Genomic DNA, 21,869 nt, shown 5'->3' with positions numbered 1-21,869 from the left:
ATAGATCATCTGCACGTATTTTGGTTTGATGGTCACAAATGTATTAGTTGTATCGACATAATGGGTGTTGCCTTTGCAACACCCATTTTTTTTAACTCTATTATTGAAATGATGAAGCAATATTACCCTGGCTTTGAAACATTTAAACAGTTGGCTGCCGGAAGTAATCTTGTCCCTGTTTATCGGCAACTCTTTGCAGATTCCCTTACACCGGTATCTGCATTTCAAAAGATTGCCGATACGGAAAACTCTTTTTTGCTTGAAAGTGCTTCTGGCGGTGAAAAGATTTCCCGCTATTCTCTTCTGAGCTCTGACCCGTTTATTGAATTTACAGCATTTGGCACTCGTATAGAAATCAAACGCCGGGGGAAACCAAATGAAGTAGTACATGCACAGGATCCCTTGGCTATCTTGTATGGTGAGGTAAAATCTTTCACACCAGCACAATTGGATGGTTTACCACAGTTTTTTTGCTGTGGTGTCGGGTATATTGGATATGACACGATTCGTTATTATGAATCGTTGCCAAATATTCCCAGAGATGATTTATCACTTCCTGATATCCATGTCATGTTTTATGACACGATGATCATATTTGATCATGTAACAAAAACCATTAAAGTTGTTTGTACCGCAATGATTGATGATAGTCATTTGGAAAATTTATACCAAAAGGCGGTTAGTAAAATTGATTGCCTTGTTGAAAAATTGCGAACGCCCGTTATGGCATTAAGCGATGATATCATGACCGAAAAGGAAACGAACCTTGTGTTTTCTTCTAACTTCGAAAGGTCTGACTTTCTTAAAGCGGTAAATCAATGTAAAGAATACATCCGTGCGGGCGATGTTTTTCAGGTGGTAATTTCTCAACGATTTAAAATACAGACGAAAGCCGACCCCTTCAGTATTTATCGAGTCTTGCGTGTAATTAATCCGTCGCCTTATATGTTTTACCTTAAGATGGGTGATGTACAGTTTGTTGGCTCGTCACCTGAAGTTATGGTGAAGGTTGAAGGAAAGAAGATAGTTGTAAGGCCAATTGCTGGTACCAGACGCAGAGGGAGAGACGACGAAGAGGATCAGGGTTTTGCCCAGAATCTAATTGATGACCCTAAAGAACGGGCAGAGCACATCATGCTTTTGGATTTAGGAAGAAATGATGTGGGAAGGGTGTCTCGTTTTGGAAGTGTGCAAATTGATGAAAAGATGGTTATTGAGAAATACTCCCATGTTATGCATATAACCTCCAGCGTATGCGGTGAACTGGAAGCGGGCAAAAATGCGTTTGACTCGCTGAAGGCATGCCTGCCAGCAGGTACGTTATCCGGCGCACCGAAAATCAGGGCGATGCAGATTATCGATAGCATTGAGCCTACAAAGAGAGGGCCTTACGGCGGGGCAGTTGGTTATTTTGATTTCTTTGATAATATGAATACGTGTATAACGATTCGAACGATTTTACTTAAAGGAAATGACGCGTATATTCAAGCTGGAGCTGGAATTGTAGCGGATTCCGTCCCCGAACAGGAATATGAAGAAACGGTGAATAAGGCGAAAGGATTGCTGAGGGCAATAGAAATTGCTGAAAAGTTAACACGAGAGCGGGACGTTATAAAAAGCGCCTATAGGAATTCATGAAATGAGCTTTGCAAAGATTTTGCAAGTCATGGGAATTATTTTGGCATTGAACGCCCTGTATTTTGGCATCGCAAAGGATTCCATGAAGACAGAAATCTTCCTTTTGTTCCTGGGTGTTATGGTTTTTTATGTGGGCAGAATTTTTGAAAAAGGAAAGTGAAAATTCTGTGTAATCGTTAACGGCAGGTTCTTTCCTTAGCGGCTGCCTTGGTTTTTTGCGAAGGATAAGGGTGATTCGTGCCCCTATTCTTTTTCTTTGATTGTCTCTGTGGTGAAGACATAAATTTCAATGTCTTTCTGCTTCCATGCGCTGGGAGGCAACCCCGCCTTGTGTGAGCAGCAAAAGGAGAGAAATTCTTCCTTGTTCCAGCCAGTTTCTGCTGCCACCTGAGGCAAAAAACATCCCGATCGGATTCCTTTTTTAATGTAGATACCGTGCTTCCCAAGTTCAAAATTGAGTGGATCAATAATGCACGTCAATGGAGACAAGATGGAGATTTCAATCTCCAGTTGGTTGAGTTCCGAAAGAGTGATGCGATTATGCTCAAATCGTGGATCGTCTGCTGCCGAGGCCGCCGCCATTTCGGAGACTAACTGATAGAGTGGAAGGTCAGACTGAAGGATTCCAATGCAGCCCCGAAGTTGACCGCGTGTTTTTAATGTGACAAAAACACCGTGTTTCTCCAGCAGATCAGAATGGGTGCATGATACGAGAGGCTTTGGTTCCAGTTTTATTGCCGCCCTGATACTTTTTCTTGCAATATCTAAAAGAAGTCTTTTCGCTTGTTCATCCAAGGGAGTATCTTTTTTGTGGTTAAAACAGATGGGAAAAATCTGTGTGTTATAAGAAATCAAATTCGGGATTTCGGGGATTCATGAAACACGTCCGCAGTAAATGTATAAAATTCCATATCAGTGCCCTTCCATGTGTCTCTTAATAGTCCGGCTTTCTGGCAAAGGTGGGAAAGGGTTTCTGCTCTATCCCATCCTTGCTCTATCGCAACCTGCGGAAGAAATACAGCACTGGAATGTCCTTTCCGTATAAGAATGCCTTCTTTGCCAACATCAAAATCGTCCGGCTTTATTATTCTTTTTGGAAAGCTTAGAACAGAAATTTCTATAGTAATATCAGAAACTTCGTTTGCCTCTATTGGGTTAAATCTCCTGTCGCAGAAAGAGGAATTTATCGTATTTTCGATAACCTCTTGGAAGAGGGGTGCCCTAGGCAAGAGATATCCAATACATCCGCGAAGCCTGCCATGTTTTTTTAACGTGACAAAAACGCCACATTTTTCTTTTAAATTTGGGGTCAATTGGCTGTTTATCTGGTTTGGTTTTGGTGGGATACCGGTTTTTGCATAGGTTTCCAGCGTGTTTCTGGCCAAAGACAGGAGCAGCGATTTTTCTTCCTTTGTTAAGGAAATCTGGCGGGTTTCGAGTATTTCCTTTTCTGGTAAAATACGCCCAGATTTTGTACCCGCGGGTTTTGTAAATATAATAGACGCATAACTTACGGAATAAGAAAAATTGTGGGATTGATGCCCGGATGTGTCATATTTTAATACTTCGCCCGATACAGTATCCGGTAATAATTTAAGGAGCAACTGAATCGGCATGATCCCACAAGCGTTTATTCCCGTTTCTTTCCGGTACTTTTTAAGTCCTTCAAAATCCTTATTTCGGATTTTTTCAAATGCACCATAGTCCATAGCCGCGATGTTCTTTTCTATGTCTTTTTTAAAGGGGGTGTAACCATAACCTTCCCCAAAATGCGTAAAATCTGAACTTATCACAAGGAGCGTTTTTTCGTCAATCAGTGGTCGTATGGCGTCTGCAATCCGATCGAAATCATCCTCGATCAATAGGCCGACCATAATAGGAACCAATTGAAAGGCGTTCAGAGACATCTGTAAGAAAGGTAACTGGGTTTCCAGGGAATGTTCTCCCAAATAGGCGCCTTCATATGTCCCAAAAAGTGGTATACCCTTACGGGAGGAATTGGCAGGCTTATTCTTTGAGTTGTCAAGAAGCTGATTGCATGCATCCTGATCTACAGGGATAATGCCTAACGGTGTTTTAAAGCCTTTTGTCTTAAGAATAGATACGCCCCGGAATCGTTTTCCATTTCGAAAATGGCTGGGTGAAAGAACAATGACTCTTGAATAATCGATACCTTTGATAGCGTTATATCCGTAAGCTGCTACCTGGCCAGAATACTGATAACCCGCATGTGGCGAAATAATAGCGACAGGTCTCCCGTTCAGCGCTGGCGCAGGAACAGTTTTAAAAAAACTATTTATCTGATCTTTCAGGATAGTTTCGTTATCGGGATAAAAACGCCCGGCAGCTTGCGGTTCCCATACCTCGATAAGTTCAGTTTGCGCAAGCAATGTTGGAGAGTTAGATAGGATAATAAACAGAATTAATAAAATATATACTAACTTCATATACCTGGATTCTATACATTGAAAAATTATAACCCTCCCATTATCAAGGGTCGCAATTCAAAGACCCTGGGTGGGTATTTACCTCATCACTTTGTATTGCGGCAATTTCAGCAAGACATATCGTGTGAATAATACCCAAACCTGTGTTAAAGTCAAGTGAAATCTACGGATGGATAGTGGAGTTTTAAATTGACATTAAAAAGCTTTTCGCTATAATAATAAGGCTTTTGGGTATAGTATTGCATGTCTCATTGAAATTGGTTCTTGTTTTAAATTTGAAAGGAAAAGTACGTTTGCGAAGCGATAAAATTACCAAGGGGCTCGAGCGTGTTCCGGCGCGGGCGCTTTTGTATGCCACGGGCTTAAATAAGGATGATTTGGGCAAACCTTTTATCGGAATAGCCAGTAGTTTTACCGATCTGATTCCCGGACATGTGCATATGCGATCGCTTGAAAGAGCGATTGAAAAAGGGATTCATGCGGGTGGCGGCGTTAGTTTTGTTTTTGGTGTGCCTGGTATTTGCGATGGAATAGCGATGGGTCATGCGGGTATGCGGTATTCACTCGCATCGCGGGATCTTATTGCGGATATTGTTGAGTGTGTTGTAAGCGCTCATTGCTTAGACGGACTCGTCATGCTTACGAACTGTGACAAGATAACACCAGGAATGTTGATGGGGGCTGCCAGGCTGGATATCCCTGGTATTGTTCTAACGGCTGGCCCAATGATTTCCGGGCGTTCCGGAAAACAAAAGCTTTCTCTCGTAAAAGATACCTTTGAGGCGGTAGGAAGAAGGCGAAAAGGGGAAATCAGCGAAGAGGAACTTTCTTGTCTTGAAATGGAGGCCTGTCCCGGACCGGGTTCATGTCAGGGGCTTTATACCGCCAATACCATGGCATGTGTTACCGAGGCAATAGGAATGTCGTTGCCGCGATGCGCTGCGTCGTTGGCTATCTCTTCTGAAAAGGAACGGATTGCTTATAAAAGCGGACAACAGGTGGTTGAATTGGTAAGAAAAGGTATTACCGCTCGAAAAATTATGACTAAAGAAGCGTTTGAGAATGCCATTATGGTTGATATGGCACTGGGGGGGTCAACCAACTCATGCTTGCATATTCCTGCCATTGCACAAGAGGCTGGAGTAAAAGTCGATTTACCGCTGTGCGATTCGATTAGTGCGAGAACTCCGCATATAACCAGCATGCAGCCTGGCGGTGAATATTTGCTGGAGGATTTATACTATGCGGGCGGGATCCCGGCCGTTATGAAACGGCTATACAGCGATTTGCACGACTGTGCCACGGTGAGTGGCTTAACTACCAGGCAGATTGCAAAGGCGGCAGAAATTCATGATGATGATATTATCAGGGCAAAGGAAAAGGCGTATCATAAAGAAGGCGGAATTGCTGTTTTGTATGGAAGTTTATCTCCTGATGGTGCCGTAATTAAACAGAGTGCCGTGTCGGCCGGTATGATGCAGTTTAAGGGCATTGCAAAGGTGTTCGATAGTGAAGAAACCGCAATGGCAGCGATAATGAATTCTCAGATTAAGAAAGGCATGGTTGTGGTAATACGATATGAAGGACCGCGCGGGGGGCCTGGGATGCGGGAAATGTTGTCGCCTACCGCGGCGCTTGTTGGTATGGGTCTTGGGGAGTCTGTTGCATTGGTTACTGACGGGAGATTTTCGGGTGGCACTCAGGGGCCCTGCATTGGGCATGTGTCACCGGAAGCAATGGTTGGTGGTCCTATTGCGTTGGTGGAGGACGGAGACGAAATATTCATCGACATTCCTAAGAGAATGTTGAATTTACACGTCACAGAAGAGGTGCTTGCAAAGCGTAAGGCGCGTTGGGTGCCGCCAAAGCCAAAAATCACGCAGGGTTTATTGGCCAGATATGCGAAATGTGTAACCTCTGCAGACAAAGGGGCGGTTCTTGTTGCAGAATAGCAGGGGCCATATTCTTTTGCCTTGTGTATCGAAGAACTCCTGAAATGAATGCTACCCGGTGGTGTAATGGTAACACTAGAGATTTTGGTTCTCTCATTGGAGGTTCGAGTCCTCCCCGGGTAGCCATTGTATTTTATAGGAAAGAACGAAGTTTCGTGTGGTTTTTGCCGAAGAAGGGAAGATGGCCGAAGGTCTTGGGAGCGCTGATACGTTCGATGTGTGCGGGATAATGATCTGCAGGGAGTGATGGCTGTAAACCAAGCAAGGCATGAAGAAATAATGCAGATATCAAAGACGCGTTGGAGGTTGGAGAAAGATATGTCTTTTTTTGTGAAAGATATGAGAGGATGCAATGGATAAAAAAAGAAGGTTGGAAGAAATAAACCACTTGAAGATTTTTTCGGGAAATGCAAATCCTTCTTTAGCAAAGAAAATTTGTGAACATCTATCGATTCATCTGGGAAATGCTTATGTGGGCCGTTTTCCTGACGGTGAAATTGACCTGAAAGTAAATGAAGATGTACGCGGGGCTGACGTGTTTTTAATACAACCTACCTGCCCGCCGGTCAATGAGAACTTGACGGAGTTGCTGGTATTTATTGATTGTTTAAAACGGGCATCCGCTGCACGCATTACCGCGGTGTTGCCCTATTATGGGTATGCACGGAAGGACAGAAAAGACGAAGGGCGTGTCCCCATCACGGCAAAATTGGTTGCAAACCTTATTACAGAAGCGGGTGCCGACCGCGCACTTACAGTCGATTTGCATGCCGCACAAATCCAGGGCTTTTTTGATATTCCGGTAGATCATTTACTTGCCTTTCCTGTGTTATCAAAATATTTTGAACAGTTGAATGCCGGGGATTTGGTGGTGGTGACACCTGATGTGGGTGGAATAAAATTAGCCAGAAATTATTCAAAAAAAATGGGAATAAAGATGGCGATTGTTGATAAGCGCAGGATAGGGCCGGAAGAGACAGAGGTTGGGTTTGTAATAGGAGACGTAGCAAATAAAAACATCGTAATGGTTGATGATTTAATTGCTACCGGTGGATCAATTGCCCAGGCTGCTAATGTGCTTAAAGAACGCGGGGCAAAAGATATTTATGTTGGCGCTACCCATCCGGTGCTCTGTGGTACTGCAGTGGAAAAATTGTCTGCTGCGCCGATCAAGGAGATTGTAGTTACGGATACGATACCGCTGAACGAAAAAGCGAAAGGATTAAACAGTAAAATAAAAGTGTTATCTATTTCCGGACTTTTGGGAGATGCGATAACGAGAATTCATCGTCATGAATCGGTGAGTTCTCTCTTTGTCCAGTAATTTTATGTTTTTTGGAGGTAAAATGGATGAAAATCCTGGAACTAAAGGCAGAAAAAAGGACGACCAAGGGGAGTAAGGCAGTTAGAAAACTAAGAATGACCGGAAAGATTCCGGCAATGTTGTATGGCCACAAACAGAACAATGTTATGTTGTGCATGAAGGAAGACGAATTTGTCCGTATTTTGCACACGGGGACAAGGATGCTCTACGTAACCTACGATAATCAAAAGGAGTCTGCGCTTATCAAAGAAATTCAATACGATCACGTTGTGGATCGTGTGCTTCATGTGGATTTCTCACGCATTGATTTGGATGAGAGGGTAAAGCTGAGGGTGCCGATAGAATTAGCCGGAGAGTCTGTCGGCGTAAAGGAGGGTGGCGTATTGACTCACGTTATGAAAGATATAGAGATAGAATGTCTTCCAACGTCTATACCAGAAATGATAAAGGTGGGTGTGACGGATTTGGGTCTTGGAAAGGCGATACATGTAAGAGAGTTGCCTGCATTGGAAGGTATTCGATACATATCTGATGCGGAAGCTGTTGTTGTGTCTGTGCACCAAGCTGTGGAGAAAAAGGCTGTGACTGAAGAAGAACTCCTGGCGGAACCAGAGGTTATTGTCAGGAAGCCAAAAGAGGGAGAAGAATCAGCGGAGGCGGAGAAAAAGGTTTGATGTGGTGTGGATGAATGAAAATTATCGTTGGTCTGGGCAACCCCGGAGAAAAATATTTGAAGACGAGACACAATTTTGGTTTTATGGCAATTGACCGGTTTGCATGGCAACTTGAAACAGCGTGTAATCAGAAAAAATTTCATTCGCTTTTTTGCAAGGAAATTATAGAGGGGGAAGAAGTTGTTCTGCTAAAACCACAGACATTTATGAATATGAGCGGTGTGGCGGTACAAGAGGCTTTAGCCTTCTATAAGTGTGCACTGCAAGATCTTATGGTTGTGGGTGATGATCTGGATTTGCCGTTGGGAAAAATACGGATTAGACGGAACGGCGGTTTTGGTGGGCATCGTGGGCTCGAATCAATTGCAAATTCTCTTGGGACTATGGACTTCCCCCGATTAAGAATGGGAATAGGACGCTCTGCATCAGGAAACATAAGTAACTATGTTTTGTACCCCTTTTCCGAAGACGAGGAACTCGTTGTTCAAGAGGTCATCGAAAAGGTTTGCCGGGTTTTGAAAACTTGGATTTTTGAAGGGATTGAGACATGTATGAACCAGTTTAATTAATAAGCCCGGCAGAGGATTCGTAGCGTTGCAAAGCCGCAGCCAATTTCTCAAAGTCAGAAAAGACGAAGGGTTGTAGTGAAAAAACCCGTTAAGGGGAAAAGGTTTTATAAGATCATCATGATAAGGGGTAAAAGGTTTCGTCATTAAGTAAAAACTTTAAATATAGGAGGGAATGAAGTTGAGGATGTACGAAGGGTTGTTTTTGCTCGATAATGCACACGCCAGTCTGGAGTGGGATGTTGTGGTTAAACATATCCATGATATCCTGCAAAAAAACGGGGCTGAAATCCTGAAAACGGAAAAATGGGGTGAAAAAAAATTGGCATATAAAATTAAGGGACATAAACGAGGAACCTATCTGCTGATTCATTTTAATGCAAAAAATTCAGCCATTGTAACCATAAAAAGGGATTTTCAGCTTTCAGATTATATTATTCGTTCTTTGATTGTAAAAGATGACAAGATTGAGGAGCTTTCTCAAATAGCTACTACAGAAGGATCGGCGGAAAAGAATATTGATAAAATACCAGAAACCGTTATAAAAGAATCGTTGAGAGAAGGCGATATGTCCCGTGAGGTTGCAGACACGATATAGAATTTTTAAAGACGTATGCCGTACTTATGGGTCAATCAAAATGAAGCGTAGGGTTTACACGATACGGATGAAAGATATGTTTCTATAAGTTTTTCAAAAGGAGCAGGGTATGGCGAGTCTGAATAAAGTATTTCTTATGGGAAATCTCACTCGAGACCCAGAGTTGAGGTACACTCCGGCGGGACTGGCGGTTGCAAGCTTTGGGATTGCAATTAATAGGGCATGGACCGCGAAAACGGGTGAACAGAAAGAAGAAGTCTGCTATGTTGACATCAATGTTTTTGGACGCAGGGCTGAGGTTGTAGGAGAATATTTTAGTAAAGGAAATCCGATTTTTATCGAAGGGCGTTTGCAATTGAATCAATGGGAAACTAAAGATGGACAAAAGCGGAGCACCCTTCGTGTTGTTGCGGATAATTTTCAATTTATCGGAGGATCTGCCAAGCGTTCTGTGGATGAAGCAGGCGCCTCCGCAAAGGAGGCCAAACAACCGGACGGAATTCCTGAGGATGTTCATCTTGATATTAATAATGAGGAAATACCGTTTTAGCGTATTTTTGTGGAATTTTTAATAAGGGTAGGGGATATGACAAAAAGAAGGTTTAATAAAACAAGCAAATGTCGGTTTTGCAGGATGGGAGTTGAAGAGGTAGATTACAAAGATTCGCAAAATTTACCAAAACTTACGACGAGTCAGGGAAAACTTTTTTCGAGAAAACGTTCCGGAAACTGTGCTCGTCATCAGCATTCCGTAAAGGTGTCTATCAAAAGAGCGAGATTTATGGCATTGCTTCCATATGTGGCATAGAAGGAGATAATCATGGAATTGTTGTTGAAGAAGAATGTAGATAAACTTGGCAGAATTGGCGATATTGTAAAGGTAAAAGAAGGGTACGCAAGAAATTATTTGTTGCCAAAAGGATTGGCGACGACGGTTTCTCCTGCCAATGTAAAACAGATAGAAAAAGAGAAGGTCAAGATGGAGTTACAGTTAAAGGAAGAAAGGAAGCAGTTGGAGGGGATATTAGAAAAAATTTCCGCAGTTTCCTGCACCATTCTTGTAAAAGCAAACGAGGAAGGCAGACTTTTTGGCTCTGTTACAGCCGTTCACATTGCGGATGTTCTGGCAAAAGAAGGATATCCGGTCAATCATGAGATGGTTAAGCTTGATAGCCCGATAAAAGAATGTGGTGATTTTGATGTTGTGATTGCGTTCAATTTTGAATTACAGACAACGTGTAAAGTATCGGTAGTTAGAGAAGAAACGGCCGAACCGGAAGAAGCCTAGTTTGCCGTTGAGGAAGGAATAATGGCTATAGAGTCTCTGCTTGAACGCACATTGCCTCAAAGTGTGGAAGCCGAAATGAGTGTTTTAGGGGCAATGCTTCTGGATAACGAAGTTATAAGCCTGGTCATTCCCTTACTCAGCAAGGGCAGTTTTTACAAAACGGCGCATCAGGAATTATATCAGACTATTGTAGAGGTCTATGACAAGGGACAAGCGGTTGATTTGGTTGTCCTGAGAGAAGAGCTAAAAAAGCGTTCGTTGCTGGAAAAGGTTGGCGGTACAGAATATCTTATGGAACTGGAAGAGGCAGTTCCTACAATAGGAAACGTAGAATTTTACGCAAATATTGTACGTGAAAAAGCGATAAAGAGAAACCTTATCGAGGTCGCAGCAGATATACAAAAACAAGCATTTAGTGAATCTAGTGATACCGGGCAGTTGCTTGATAGTTCAGAAAGGGCGATCTTTGACGTTACCCAAAAGAAGTTTAATGCCGCTTCTTCAAAGCTAAACGAAATCCTTAAAGAGACGTTTAGCCGTATTGAAAATCTACACGATAGACAAAACAGATTAACGGGATTATCCAGCGGTTTTTACGATTTAGACGATCTTACCTGTGGATTGCAAGCGTCAGAGCTCATTATCATTGCAGCCAGACCGAGCATGGGAAAGACAAGCCTTGCGCTCAATATTCTTGAACATATAGGGGTGGTAGACAAGAAGCCGGTTGTGCTGTTTTCATTGGAAATGTCGGCACAGCAAGTAGCGCAGAATATGCTTTGTTCTCATGCGCGAATAGATGCACATAAGCTAAGGAAGGGTTTTTTAGAGGATAAACAGTGGAGCGATCTTTCTTACGGGCTGGGGTCGCTTTCCGAGTCGCCGATTTTTATTGATGATACGCCGGGCCTTTCCGTATTGGAAGTGCGTGCAAAAGCGAGGAGATTGAAAGCCCAGTATAATATTCAGTTGGTTGCAGTAGATTATTTACAATTAATGGAAGCGCCGCGCGCTGAAAACCGGCAACAAGAAATTTCCGTAATTTCCCGTGGTTTAAAGTCCCTTGCCCGAGAGTTGTCGATTCCGGTGATTGTTGTATCACAATTGAACAGATCGGTAGAGTCCAGAGAAGGACATAGACCCAGAATGTCCGACCTCCGCGAATCGGGATCAATCGAGCAGGATGCGGATGTCGTCGTTCTTTTGCACCGGGAGGATTATTATGATCCTGAAAGAAAGGACGGAACAGCAGAGCTCATCATTGCCAAACAGCGGAACGGACCTATAGGGGTAATAAAATTAGCGTTTCTCTCCCAATATATGCGCTTTGAGAATTTAGCTTCTGTAGGTAACAAATGAAGTTTTGCAGGATTTTATTACAAGCGACGAGCTTCATCGCGGTGCTTGTTATAATTCTGTGCGTAAGAGGTGAAGTGATATTTTGTGCTGAGATTCAGGAAAAAGCGGTGCAATTTATTAAAAAAATTGAAATCAGAGGAACACATCGAATCAGTCCGGCAGCGATTAAGAGCAGTATTCGGGCAAAGGAAGGCGATCGCTACAACCCATTAACGATAAGCCAGGATGTTGATGCTATCTGGTCGATGGGATTCTTTGATAATATTGAAGTGGAACTGGAAGAGCTAAAAGACGGGCTGAAGCTTATATTTGTTGTAACTGAGCGGGCTGTCATTGACGAAATACAATTTGTCGGGAACGAAAAGATTAAAACCAAGAAACTGGAAAAGCAAATTGAGGTGAAAAAGGGGGATTATTTAAAGTATTATCTGCTGAAATTGGATGAAGATAAAATAAAGGAACTTTACATAAAAAAATGTTTCAGCCGGGTACAGGTACATGCGGAGAGTAAAACCGTGGATGGGAAAACCATCGTTATATTTAACATTGATGAGGGCCCTAAGGTTCGTATTTCCAGGATAGCGTTTGAAGGAAATACCGGCTTCAAACGAAGAAAGCTTTTGAAACTGATGGAAACCAAACAAAAGCGATTTCCTGCCTTTATATTTCCGGGAAGATTTGACGCAAAAAAGTTTGAAGCCGATGTAGAAAAGATAAAAGAATTTTACATGAATAACGGATGGCTCGATGTTGATGTCGGGTGGGAAATAGCATATAGGGATGACGACAGGCAGATGTATATTACCCTTCATGTAAAAGAAGGTGAAAGATATTCCGTTGAAAACTTAACCATAGAAGGCGCTGCTCTGTTTACCGACGGGGAATTAAAGAATAAATTAAAACTACAAGAAGGAGGCCCCTTCTTCTTGGACGCGGTAGAGAAGGACACCTACCAGCTCCGTTTGATGTATGGAGAACAGGGGTATATTACAACCGTTGTTAAAGAAAAGCATACATTTAGTTCGGAAGGGGCAAAGGTGAATGTGCTTTTTACTATAGAAGAGAAAAACAGGTATTATATTGAAAAGATTAAGATAACAGGAAATGATAAAACGAGGGATAATGTTATCCGTCGTGAATTAACATTTTATCCCGGTGAAAAATTGGATACGGAAAAAATCCGTGATAGCCAGCGACGACTTACCAATACAGGGTATTTCGATATGCAGTCAGGAATGCCAGCCGGAATTAACTTTGAACAAGGCTCTGAATCTGACAAACAAAATGTCCTGGTGGATGTAAAAGAGGGACGAACGGGAATGTTGCGTTTTGGTGGTGGTTTTGGAGCAAACGTCGGAGTGTTCGGAGATATTTCTTACACCGACAGGAACTTTGACGTCACGGATTTGCCAAAAAGTTGGGATGATTTTTTGCAGGGGAATGCCTTCCGTGGCGCTGGTGAGGTATTAACGTTACGATTTAGCCCTGGTTTTAATAGGACGGAAATCATGGCATCTTTGACAAATCCATCAGTGTTTGATTCTCCATACAGCGCGGGGGTAAGTTTATTTGATTACCTTCGGTGGTATCGTAAGTATGCGCAAAAGGAAATGGGCTCATCGGTTTCCGTGGGAAGGGAAATACAAAGAAGTTTTTTTGTAAAATTGACTCCCGAATTTGATGTTATCGATATTACAAAGCGGGATGATACGGAAAACACGCCACAGGACGTCCTTGATGCAGAAGGTAGCTATTTGAAAGCAGGTATGACATTGTCAGCAAATATAAACAGAACGGATAATATCTATGCACCGGCGAAAGGATACCAGGGAGAATCTTCGATAGAGGTTGCAGGGTTGGATGTGGATATTGTGAAATATAAATTTCAGGCAACGAAATTCAACACCCTCTTTGAAGTCCCCAAATGGGGTAAACACGTACTTTCTTACGGGGGAACATTTGGTATCGTGAAGTCGACTTCGGGAGATGTTGTCCCTATATTTGAAAGATATTATGCTGGTGGTTACGGTTCTATTCGCGGGTTCCGTTTTCGAGGTGTGTCTCCGGTTGATGAGAAAACAGGTGATCAGATCGGAGGAGATGTATTGATGTTGATGAGCACGGAATACCTTGTCCCCATATATAAGGATATGGTTCGTGCAGCGATCTTTGTTGACAGTGGAAAGGCTGACGAAAGCATTAGTGATATCAATTTTGATCGGTTTAGGTTGTCGTCGGGCTTTGGACTGAGATTTAATGTTCCTTTTCTTGGTCGCTCTACGATATCTATTGATTATGGTATTCCCATCATAAAAAAAGACAAGGATGATACACAAGCATTTACATTTAATTTTGGAGGAGGTAGTAGTTTTTGATTATGAAAGTAGCGAAAACGGTTAAGAAAAAGAGACGTATGGGAAAGGGTATTCTCTGCATAGTGGCAAGTGTTTTGTGCTTGTTTCCGTGGTTGCAGAATACGACTCAGGCGAAAGAGCCCGAGGTAGCAGCTTCTGCATCGAAAGGGTTGAAGATGGCGGTTGTTGATTTAAATGCCGTGTTTGAAAAGTACGAGAAGAGAAAAGTATTTGATGCACAGTTAAAAGAGCAAGAAAAACAATACCAAAAAAATGTCACAGATAGAAAAAAAGAACTGGTGAGCCTTGGCGAAAAGATACAATTGTTAGATTTCGGGAGTGAGGCCAGAAAAAAAGACGAAGAAACCTTCGAGAAAAAAAACATGGAGCTCGAATCGTATGCGAAATTTGCAGAAAAGAGTCTTGCAAAGAAGTACAAGGACTATTTTGAAAGTCTCTATACAGAAGTATGTAAAGAAGTAGAAGATATAGGGAAACGGGAACAATACGATCTGATTATCAAAAAAGAAGAGCCAGAGTTGCAGAGTAGCGGGATTTCTGAATTGCAGTTCAAGGTCGGAATCAAAACAGTCCTGTATAATTCTGATTCAGTGGATATTACCAATCGGATAATCAATAACTTGAATAAACGATTTTCTGAAGGAACCAAGGGAAAGTAGTTTGTGGTCAATACGCAAAAAACGATCGGGCAGGAAATTGGATGCGCCGGTATCGGAATGTTTCGGGGGGAAAATACAACGCTTCATTTTAAGCCTGCGTTGTTAAATAGTGGGATATCGTTTGTTCGTGTTGATTTACCAAATCGACCAAGGATTTCTGCGCACGTTGGCTCTTTATCAAGCAACTACCGGCGCATATTTCTCAAACGCGGGGATGCAGAGGTTGAGTGCGTAGAACATCTTATGGCGGCCTTGGCAGGGTTAGGAATTGATAATATCGAAATTGAAATAAATGGCAGCGAAGTTCCGGCGGGAGATGGGAGTGCACAGCTTTTTGTTGAAATTCTGAAAAAAGCGGAGGTTGTTGATCTGGGCGGCGTAAAGAAGGTTTTTGTTGTCAAAGAACCCATGGGGGTTAACAACGGAAATGCAAGTATTTTGGCAATTCCTTACGAAAAAGGATTGGCATTGTCATATACTTTGGATTTTAACAATTCCTTTCTTCAGCAACAAACGTATGATATTGAGGTTACAGAAGAAAGTTTTTGCAGGGAAATTGCATCAGCAAGGACGTTTGGGTTAAGTACCTATATCGAAGAGTTCAGGCGGCTTGGTTTGGGGAAAGGGGTTACTGATGAAAATAGTATCATGGTGCATGAAGATGGTACAATGACAAAACCAGTTTCTCAGAGACCTGCAGAATTGCGATTTCCCGGTGAACTGGTAAGACATAAGATTTTAGATCTGATAGGGGATCTTTATTTGGCTAATGTCGTTATCCAGGGACGTATTATTGCAAAGAGGTCCGGGCATTCGTTGAATGTTCGGTTAGCAGAAATGATTGTAAACAATCTGTGATTCGAAAAGAATTATTGCGTGGCAATGAGAAAAGAGCAAAAGTATTGGAAATTTACAAAAAAGGAAACAGGTTGAAGATTCACAGATCGGCTATTGTGCACCCGGATGCTGTTTTGAGCAAAGAGGTAGAAATTGGCCCTTATAGTATAATCGGCAAAGACGTTACGCTTGGAGAAGGAACTGTTATAAGGAACAATGTTACTGTAGCAGGTATTACGGTCATCGGGAAAAACAATATTGTTCACCCTAATGCTATTTTGGGGGCTGAACCGCAGGATCTAAAATATCGTGGTGAGCGAACTTCCCTAATCATGGGGGACAACAATGTGGTAAGGGAAGGTGTAACCATTAACAAAGGTACGGCTGGAGGCGGTGAGAAAACGGTAATCGGCAATAATAATTTTTTCATGGCGTATTCGCACATTGCTCATGATTGCATTATCGAGGATAATGTGCTTTTGGCAAATGGGGTGCTCCTGGGCGGACACGTTGCGGTAGAAAGATGTGCCAAGCTAATGGGGCTTGTAGGTATACAACCTTTTGTGACTATTGGTCGATATGCTTATGTAGGAGGCCATACCAGGATTGTTCAGGATGTCCCGCCGTATATGATTATCGAAGGTCACCCTGCAAAGATACGTCAGGTGAACGTCATTGGATTAGAGAGGGAAGGATTTTCAAAAGGGCAAATTAATGAAATCAAAAAGGCGTTTCGTAAAATATTCCGTTCAGGCAAATTGAACAGGAGAAATATCTTGGAAGCATTGGAAGATAATAAAGATGTTTCTCCTGAGGTCATGTATCTGGTTACCTTTCTGAAAAATATCGACAAGGGTAAGTTCGGAAGGTATCGGGAGGCTTTTCGATACCCGGCGGCAATGGCAACTTGATTATGTCTGATTTAAAGGTTGCGGTAATTGGCGTTGGTCATTTGGGAAAGGAGCATGCAAGAATTTATGCGGAACTGCCAGGGGTGTCTCTGGTTGGGGTCGTTGACATCCAGCCTCAGCAAGCAGAGAAAATTGCACAGCGCTACCATACGAGATATTTTTCAAACTATAAGGAGGTGATTGACCAGGTAGAGGCTGTGAGCATAGCAGTTCCTACAAAATCCCACTACGCTATAGCAAAAGAATTTCTTCAGAACGGAATTCATGTCATGATTGAGAAACCCATGACAGGCACAGTACAGGAGGCGAAGGATTTAATTGCTATGAGCAAAACAAAAGGAGTCGTGCTTCAGGCAGGGTACATTGAGCGGTTTAATCCTGCAATAGATGCGATAAAAAAACTCGCAATCAATCCTCGGTTTATTGAGTGCCACCGTTTGAGTCCGTTTACCTTTCGTTCTGCAGATATCGGTGTGGTGCTTGATCTGATGATCCATGATATCGATATAATCCTGCACGTAACGGGGTCAAAGATAAAAAAATTTGATGCCGTGGGAGTAAATGTCATTTCTGATAAAGAGGACATTGCAAACGTCCGTATCCAATTCCAGAACGGTTGTGTAGCGAATGTTACCGCGAGTCGGGTATCAATTACATCGATGCGTAAAATGAGATTGTTCTCTGAGGATTCATATATTTCTATTGATTATCAGAAAAGGGATGCATTAATATATAAAAAATCGTCCAAGTTGACGTTAAAGGCTTTAAATTTTTCTGAAATGGATGTCTCAACCATTGCCGATTTGAAAAGTTATGTGTTTGGTGACTTATTAAAAGTGGAGCATATAAAAATGGATGATTGTGAACCACTAAAAAAGGAACTCAGCTCTTTTGTTGATTGTGTTGTAGGACGCAAAGAGCCTGTTGTTTCGGGAGAAGAAGGATTAAAGGCTATTGAGGTCGCAAATGATATTGTGTGCGAAATAGAAAAAAATCTCAAATTAATCCACAATGCAAAGAGTAGGGAGGACAAATTATGACGTCGTTCGATTTTTTACATATCGACGCTGAGATTCGTGAGGGTAAAATTGCAGGAAAGGCCGGAGGAGTATTGGGCAAAATGTTGCAACCTTACGTGGATCAGTTTTTTGAAAAAGTTAATTCTTTAAAGGTAATTGCTAATATTCAGGGTATGCACGTTTACAACCTGTACAATCCACCATTTCCCAGTCAGGCAGGTATGAGATTTCTTGAACGAAAGTTGAGAATGATGCTGTATAAGATGGCATTCCCTGTTACGGCGAATTTAGCCATTACCCATAAATGTCAGTGTCAGTGTATTCATTGTAGTGCAGATCCTTTTATTGATCCTGCAAAAAAAGAGCTTACAGTAGAGGAAATAAAGACCGTAGTTGATGGTGCATTAGATCTTGGTGCAAGCCTCGTTATCTACGTAGGGGGAGAACCCATGCTCCGTGAAGAGCTTTACGATCTTATTCACTATGTGGATAAAACCAAGGCAATCTCTATGATTTTTACTAATGGATTGCTCCTTACCGAAGAGAATGTCCAAAAACTTGCTAAGGCAGGGCTCTTTTCCTTAAATATCTCTATAGATAGCAGTGAACCTGAACTGCACAATGAGTTCAGAGCGGTGCCAGGATGCTATCAGAAAGCCTTTGCAGGAGCAGAACGTTGCCGCAAGGCGGGCATCTTGACGGGGATTTCTACTTATGCAACCGGCGAAAGCATCAAGACAGGAAAGGTTGAAAAACTCTTAAAAATCGCACAGGAACAGGGATTTTCAGAGGTAACGATTTTTGATTGTATTCCATCAGGTCGGTTCTTGAAGGACACATCGAAGATATTAACGGCAGAAGACCGGAAACAATTAATTGCCCTGACGAAAAAGTATCATGAAATGAACCATCCTATGGGAATCAATTGTATGTCGATTATCAATTCACCGCGTGGTGTGGGTTGTTATGGAGCACAGTCACAATTTTATATGACGGCATACGGCGATATTAATCCCTGTGATTTTAACCCGATCAATTTCGGGAATGTGCGTGACATGCCCATTCAGGAAATCTGGAAGAAAATGGTAACGCATCCTGACTTTAGCAAGCGGTACCCCACCTGCCGTATGCAAAGCAAGGCATACCGGAAAAAATATATTGATCCGCTTCCAAAGAATGTGCGGTTACCGGTAAAAATAGAAGATATCGCGCCTGTCGAACTTGCCGATCAGGAAATCACCCTTGCAGGGGTAGGATAGTATTTTAACGCTCTCTATCATTACAGGAGGAAAAATATGGACAACGAAATTCACATCACAAAGAAAATGAGCACGGGTGAGGTAACAAAGAAATATCCTGCAACGAAAGCAGTTTTTACAAAATATTTCGGAAAAGGATGCTTCGATTGTCCTTCTTTTGGCACAGAAGACATTAACCTCGCATGTATGATGCATAACACGGATGTTGATAAATTCGTGAAAGAACTAAATGAAGCAGCTCAAAAAGAGACAAGCAAGATTCCGTAAGAATCATCAGTTCTCTATTGTAATGGAGACTCGAGTCTCTGTTGTTTTCGGATGACATTTAGTAATGTTCCTGTCATCCTGAAATAACCTTACCTATTGCATGAATATTAGTGAGGAGGTGCGTTTATACCTTGGAGCCGATATATTTAGAAAACAAAATTAAATTTAACAAAGAACACTTTATTCCAAATATTCTTTACGCTTCGCCAAAGGTAAAAATGCCGCTTATTTGTATGGAGCCCGGACAAGAAATTCCGCCCCATGGTGGACAAAGCGTGGGTATTTTTTACGTAAAAGAAGGGAAAGGGGTATTTACTCTCGGAGATAAAAAAATTGATATGAAAAAGGACATGGTTATCATTGCTCCCGAGGGAACACTTAGAGGTATGCAGTGTGTAGAAAGAATGATAGTTTTGGCTATTAGCGTAGGATAAATTAAATGAAAAAAAGGGAGAGATATGAGTAAGACACCATCCATTGTTCTCGATGTGAGAAGTATCGTACCCAGAGAAAGGCACCCAAAAATATTTAATACGTTTGACGGTCTGAAAAAAGGTGAAATGATGATCCTTATAAATGACCATGACCCCAAACCCTTAAAGTATCAGTTAGATGCAGAACGGAGCGGACAATTGGACTGGAAATACGTTGAACAAGGGCCTGAAGTTTGGAAGGTGGAGATAACAAAGAAATAAAGAGCCGGTACTCGTTGTTCCGAAGGTTTTAAATATACGGTTTATTCTCATCAAACATGGTTGAAGAAAAGGAGAAAAGGAGATGAGCGAGGGGACAAGAATTGTGACCCTTATGGGTGTATTTGCCCTGTTTGGCTGTATCCAGTTTGGCTGCGAACAGCAGGCTGTGAAAAAAACAGAAGCCGTTACTATTAAACAGGCAGGAGAAAAAGAAGTTCAGGCTAAGCCGGAAGAAGTGGCAAGGGTAGAGACGCCTGCTCCTCGTCCTGTAAAGAAAGAAGAAATGGCGCCTCATCCGAAGGACAAGAGGACTATTCAACAAATTATCTCTGAAATAACTGGCGAAAAGATTGGCCCTGATAATTCAGGAGATCTATACCACGGTGGTTTAACGGCAACGTACACACCGCCAGAAGAACTACTGCCAGGTGAGGGTAAATTTGGGAAACTGTTTGGGTTTTTACCTCTTATCCGATGGTATGACCCCGATCATTACTATACTCCAAACTTAAACGTTTCCGGAGAGTTTAAGCATGAAGAATGTGTTATGTGTCATATGGTACAAACACCAGGTATCGTTGCGCAGTGGAAAAAAAGCAAACATGCAACCGCGGAAAAGGGCATAGTGGGTTGTGATAAATGCCACGGGAATAATCATCAGCAACTCTATATGCCTTCCTGGCGGCATTGTGGCGAGTGCCACCCCGAACAAAAAAATGGCCACCGTGCTGGCAAATTTGGCTCCCATACGTATGCTTTCCATGTAAGCATAGTGGAAACACCGTGGCAGATAGCAAAGCCGGCTGCAGAAGTGACGGCCTGCGCCACGTGTCATGGCATAGCGGAGAATCGTTGTGACGGTTGTCATACACGGCATGACTTTTCTCTGGCAGAGGCCAGAAAACCCAATAACTGCGGTATTTGTCACACGGGTTTGGATCATTATGAATATGAGATGTATAAAGAATCGTATCATGGAATGATTTATGAATCAGAGCAGCACACCTGGGATTGGACAAAACCTATGAAACCCGCAAATTACAAAACCCCCACCTGCGCCTATTGTCATATGAAAGATGGGGAACATAATGCTCAGAAAGCCTCTACGATTAACAGTCATATGGGTACCGCGCTTGTTGACCGGGGGGCGCCAAGGTTTAAAGAGGCCAGGCAGAATTGGGTTGATACCTGCAAGGGTTGTCATTCACCCCGATGGGCGACAGATCAATTTGAGGCTATGGATGAGGCCGTAAAGATAAGCTTTACCAAATGGCGTGAGGCCATGAAGATCGTGGTAGATCTTTATAATGACGGCATGCTGGACCCCATGCCGAATGACTTAGCCCCAGACTATGCAGGACACTATACCTTCAGTCTGTTAGGTGGTGAAGGCAGGATGTACAACGTTTCTGACATAGAACGTACATCCTTTGAGATGCTGGTCTATATAACCAACGCCGTGTACAAGGCTATGGCTCATGGAGCGATGTATGGCGCCACGTATGGAAAAGGCGCCTTTTTGCAAGATCGTTGGCTTATCCAGATAAAGAGTGAGGCAAGCCGGTTAAGAAGGTTCAAGGCACTTGAGAATCAGGTAGGCATAGAACACAAGGCTTATGACTTCTGGAAGCACGGCGAATATACGGATATGCTCTTGGGTTGGAAAAGAAAACCGGGCGATGTAGACAAGGCTGCATGCAAGCATGAAGGCGAGAAATGCCTGGTTGAATAAGTTTTAAAAAACAAGTTTTTAGAAAATCGATAAAAAAGGCTTAATCCAGAAAACGGATTAAGCCTTTTTTTACTTCAATAACACAGTTTTTTTCTGTCGTAACTATTGAAGAATATTCGGTTTTCTGGTTTCCCTCTGTCGTACATGAAAAAACATTGATCATAGCATCGAATCAGTCGTAGTAATTTTGTATGCCGTTTAAATTGAATATTAACCCGACTTTCGCAATTCGAGCTGAAAAAAGGTTATTTTTAGGCATGAATCGCCCA

General features: G+C 42.3%; 23 protein-coding genes and 1 tRNA gene. 22 read left to right on the top strand and 2 right to left on the bottom strand.

Annotated elements, in window-relative coordinates; all coding sequences use genetic code 11:
- Positions 1-60 precede the first annotated feature (60 nt).
- On the top strand, positions 61-1,638 hold the full coding sequence (trpE, locus tag BIY37_RS07460) for an anthranilate synthase component I (RefSeq protein WP_230402464.1): 1,578 nt from the start codon (positions 61-63) through the stop codon (positions 1,636-1,638).
- 1 nt (position 1,639) lies between these two features.
- Positions 1,640-1,798 carry a hypothetical protein gene (locus BIY37_RS13470; protein ID WP_179129330.1) on the top strand — a complete coding sequence of 53 codons (159 nt, stop codon included), beginning with the start codon at positions 1,640-1,642 and terminating at the stop codon, positions 1,796-1,798.
- Positions 1,799-1,881: 83 nt separating this feature from the next.
- On the opposite strand, the gene amrA is transcribed toward BIY37_RS13470, so the two are convergent.
- Together amrA and amrB are read right to left on the bottom strand one after the other, a co-directional pair.
- Positions 1,882-2,433 carry an AmmeMemoRadiSam system protein A gene (gene amrA / locus BIY37_RS07455; RefSeq protein WP_070067218.1) on the bottom strand — a complete coding sequence of 184 codons (552 nt, stop codon included), beginning with the start codon at positions 2,431-2,433 and terminating at the stop codon, positions 1,882-1,884.
- Between the two features lie 56 nt (positions 2,434-2,489).
- Entirely contained in the window at positions 2,490-4,085 is a 1,596-nt protein-coding gene (gene amrB / locus BIY37_RS07450) for an AmmeMemoRadiSam system protein B (RefSeq protein WP_070067205.1), read from the bottom strand.
- 293 nt (positions 4,086-4,378) lie between these two features.
- Here amrB and ilvD point away from each other — a divergent pair, with 293 nt between their 5' ends.
- The 20 genes from ilvD (at position 4,379) to BIY37_RS07350 (ending at position 21,600) form a co-directional block, all read left to right on the top strand.
- Positions 4,379-6,037 carry a dihydroxy-acid dehydratase gene (gene ilvD / locus BIY37_RS07445; RefSeq protein ID WP_070067204.1) on the top strand — a complete coding sequence of 553 codons (1,659 nt, stop codon included), beginning with the start codon at positions 4,379-4,381 and terminating at the stop codon, positions 6,035-6,037.
- A 52-nt stretch (positions 6,038-6,089) separates the two neighbouring features.
- Positions 6,090-6,163: transfer RNA gene (locus tag BIY37_RS07440), tRNA-Gln, on the top strand.
- Between the two features lie 226 nt (positions 6,164-6,389).
- Complete coding sequence (locus BIY37_RS07435) at positions 6,390-7,361, top strand: ribose-phosphate diphosphokinase (protein ID WP_070067203.1); 972 nt, start codon at positions 6,390-6,392, stop codon at positions 7,359-7,361.
- 26 nt (positions 7,362-7,387) lie between these two features.
- The gene (locus BIY37_RS07430; protein ID WP_070067202.1) at positions 7,388-8,035 is read left to right on the top strand and encodes a 50S ribosomal protein L25; all 648 of its coding nucleotides are present in this window, start codon (positions 7,388-7,390) and stop codon (positions 8,033-8,035) included.
- A gap of 14 nt (positions 8,036-8,049) precedes the next feature.
- The gene (pth, locus tag BIY37_RS07425) at positions 8,050-8,604 is read left to right on the top strand and encodes an aminoacyl-tRNA hydrolase (RefSeq protein WP_070067201.1); all 555 of its coding nucleotides are present in this window, start codon (positions 8,050-8,052) and stop codon (positions 8,602-8,604) included.
- Between the two features lie 172 nt (positions 8,605-8,776).
- Positions 8,777-9,199: a 30S ribosomal protein S6 gene (rpsF, locus tag BIY37_RS07420; RefSeq protein ID WP_070067200.1), complete on the top strand. Its 423-nt coding sequence runs from the start codon at positions 8,777-8,779 to the stop codon at positions 9,197-9,199.
- 109 nt (positions 9,200-9,308) lie between these two features.
- Positions 9,309-9,749 carry a single-stranded DNA-binding protein gene (locus tag BIY37_RS07415; RefSeq protein WP_070067199.1) on the top strand — a complete coding sequence of 147 codons (441 nt, stop codon included), beginning with the start codon at positions 9,309-9,311 and terminating at the stop codon, positions 9,747-9,749.
- Positions 9,750-9,785: 36 nt separating this feature from the next.
- Positions 9,786-10,007 carry a 30S ribosomal protein S18 gene (rpsR, locus tag BIY37_RS07410; RefSeq protein ID WP_070067198.1) on the top strand — a complete coding sequence of 74 codons (222 nt, stop codon included), beginning with the start codon at positions 9,786-9,788 and terminating at the stop codon, positions 10,005-10,007.
- A 12-nt stretch (positions 10,008-10,019) separates the two neighbouring features.
- Positions 10,020-10,487 (top strand): 50S ribosomal protein L9, encoded by a 468-nt coding sequence (gene rplI, locus BIY37_RS07405; RefSeq protein ID WP_070067197.1) that lies wholly within the window; start codon positions 10,020-10,022, stop codon positions 10,485-10,487.
- A gap of 21 nt (positions 10,488-10,508) precedes the next feature.
- Positions 10,509-11,846 (top strand): replicative DNA helicase, encoded by a 1,338-nt coding sequence (gene dnaB / locus BIY37_RS07400; protein WP_070067196.1) that lies wholly within the window; start codon positions 10,509-10,511, stop codon positions 11,844-11,846.
- Between the two features lie 107 nt (positions 11,847-11,953).
- The gene (bamA, locus tag BIY37_RS07395) at positions 11,954-14,221 is read left to right on the top strand and encodes an outer membrane protein assembly factor BamA (RefSeq protein WP_230402463.1); all 2,268 of its coding nucleotides are present in this window, start codon (positions 11,954-11,956) and stop codon (positions 14,219-14,221) included.
- Positions 14,222-14,223: 2 nt separating this feature from the next.
- Positions 14,224-14,880 (top strand): OmpH/Skp family outer membrane protein, encoded by a 657-nt coding sequence (locus tag BIY37_RS07390; RefSeq protein ID WP_070067194.1) that lies wholly within the window; start codon positions 14,224-14,226, stop codon positions 14,878-14,880.
- 3 nt (positions 14,881-14,883) lie between these two features.
- Positions 14,884-15,738 carry a UDP-3-O-acyl-N-acetylglucosamine deacetylase gene (lpxC, locus tag BIY37_RS07385; RefSeq protein WP_070067193.1) on the top strand — a complete coding sequence of 285 codons (855 nt, stop codon included), beginning with the start codon at positions 14,884-14,886 and terminating at the stop codon, positions 15,736-15,738.
- On the top strand, positions 15,735-16,628 hold the full coding sequence (lpxA, locus tag BIY37_RS07380; RefSeq protein WP_230402462.1) for an acyl-ACP--UDP-N-acetylglucosamine O-acyltransferase: 894 nt from the start codon (positions 15,735-15,737) through the stop codon (positions 16,626-16,628). The genes lpxC and lpxA overlap by 4 nt, the downstream gene beginning before the upstream one ends.
- 2 nt (positions 16,629-16,630) lie before the next feature.
- Positions 16,631-17,668: a Gfo/Idh/MocA family protein gene (locus BIY37_RS07375; RefSeq protein WP_070067192.1), complete on the top strand. Its 1,038-nt coding sequence runs from the start codon at positions 16,631-16,633 to the stop codon at positions 17,666-17,668.
- Positions 17,665-18,906: a radical SAM/SPASM domain-containing protein gene (locus BIY37_RS07370; RefSeq protein WP_070067191.1), complete on the top strand. Its 1,242-nt coding sequence runs from the start codon at positions 17,665-17,667 to the stop codon at positions 18,904-18,906. Before BIY37_RS07375 ends, BIY37_RS07370 begins: the two co-directional genes overlap by 4 nt.
- A gap of 36 nt (positions 18,907-18,942) precedes the next feature.
- Positions 18,943-19,173, top strand: coding sequence for a DUF1858 domain-containing protein (locus tag BIY37_RS07365; protein WP_080324928.1), 231 nt, complete (start codon positions 18,943-18,945; stop codon positions 19,171-19,173).
- Between the two features lie 131 nt (positions 19,174-19,304).
- A complete protein-coding gene (locus BIY37_RS07360) occupies positions 19,305-19,607 on the top strand; it encodes a cupin domain-containing protein (protein ID WP_070067190.1) in 303 nt (100 codons plus the stop codon).
- Positions 19,608-19,631: 24 nt separating this feature from the next.
- Positions 19,632-19,868, top strand: a complete 237-nt coding sequence (locus tag BIY37_RS07355; RefSeq protein WP_179129328.1) for a DUF2249 domain-containing protein — start codon at positions 19,632-19,634, stop codon at positions 19,866-19,868.
- A gap of 82 nt (positions 19,869-19,950) precedes the next feature.
- Positions 19,951-21,600, top strand: a complete 1,650-nt coding sequence (locus tag BIY37_RS07350; RefSeq protein WP_070067189.1) for a multiheme c-type cytochrome — start codon at positions 19,951-19,953, stop codon at positions 21,598-21,600.
- Positions 21,601-21,869 lie beyond the last annotated feature (269 nt).

The sequence above is a fragment of the Candidatus Brocadia sapporoensis genome (assembly GCF_001753675.2).
GTDB lineage: Bacteria > Planctomycetota > Brocadiia > Brocadiales > Brocadiaceae > Brocadia > Brocadia sapporoensis.
Note: the sequence above shows the minus strand (reverse complement) of the source record. Positions and strands in the feature narration are given on the sequence as shown.

Coding starts and splice junctions, on each gene's coding strand:
- trpE (WP_230402464.1), top strand. CDS start 61: ATGGGTGTTGCCTTTGCAACACCCATTTTTTTTAACTCTATTATTGAA.
- BIY37_RS13470 (WP_179129330.1), top strand. CDS start 1,640: ATGAGCTTTGCAAAGATTTTGCAAGTCATGGGAATTATTTTGGCATTG.
- amrB (WP_070067205.1), bottom strand. CDS start 4,085: ATGAAGTTAGTATATATTTTATTAATTCTGTTTATTATCCTATCTAAC.
- BIY37_RS07435 (WP_070067203.1), top strand. CDS start 6,390: ATGGATAAAAAAAGAAGGTTGGAAGAAATAAACCACTTGAAGATTTTT.
- BIY37_RS07430 (WP_070067202.1), top strand. CDS start 7,388: ATGAAAATCCTGGAACTAAAGGCAGAAAAAAGGACGACCAAGGGGAGT.
- pth (WP_070067201.1), top strand. CDS start 8,050: ATGAAAATTATCGTTGGTCTGGGCAACCCCGGAGAAAAATATTTGAAG.
- rpsF (WP_070067200.1), top strand. CDS start 8,777: ATGAAGTTGAGGATGTACGAAGGGTTGTTTTTGCTCGATAATGCACAC.
- BIY37_RS07415 (WP_070067199.1), top strand. CDS start 9,309: ATGGCGAGTCTGAATAAAGTATTTCTTATGGGAAATCTCACTCGAGAC.
- rpsR (WP_070067198.1), top strand. CDS start 9,786: ATGACAAAAAGAAGGTTTAATAAAACAAGCAAATGTCGGTTTTGCAGG.
- rplI (WP_070067197.1), top strand. CDS start 10,020: ATGGAATTGTTGTTGAAGAAGAATGTAGATAAACTTGGCAGAATTGGC.
- dnaB (WP_070067196.1), top strand. CDS start 10,509: ATGGCTATAGAGTCTCTGCTTGAACGCACATTGCCTCAAAGTGTGGAA.
- BIY37_RS07390 (WP_070067194.1), top strand. CDS start 14,224: ATGAAAGTAGCGAAAACGGTTAAGAAAAAGAGACGTATGGGAAAGGGT.
- BIY37_RS07375 (WP_070067192.1), top strand. CDS start 16,631: ATGTCTGATTTAAAGGTTGCGGTAATTGGCGTTGGTCATTTGGGAAAG.
- BIY37_RS07370 (WP_070067191.1), top strand. CDS start 17,665: ATGACGTCGTTCGATTTTTTACATATCGACGCTGAGATTCGTGAGGGT.
- BIY37_RS07365 (WP_080324928.1), top strand. CDS start 18,943: ATGGACAACGAAATTCACATCACAAAGAAAATGAGCACGGGTGAGGTA.
- BIY37_RS07355 (WP_179129328.1), top strand. CDS start 19,632: ATGAGTAAGACACCATCCATTGTTCTCGATGTGAGAAGTATCGTACCC.
- BIY37_RS07350 (WP_070067189.1), top strand. CDS start 19,951: ATGAGCGAGGGGACAAGAATTGTGACCCTTATGGGTGTATTTGCCCTG.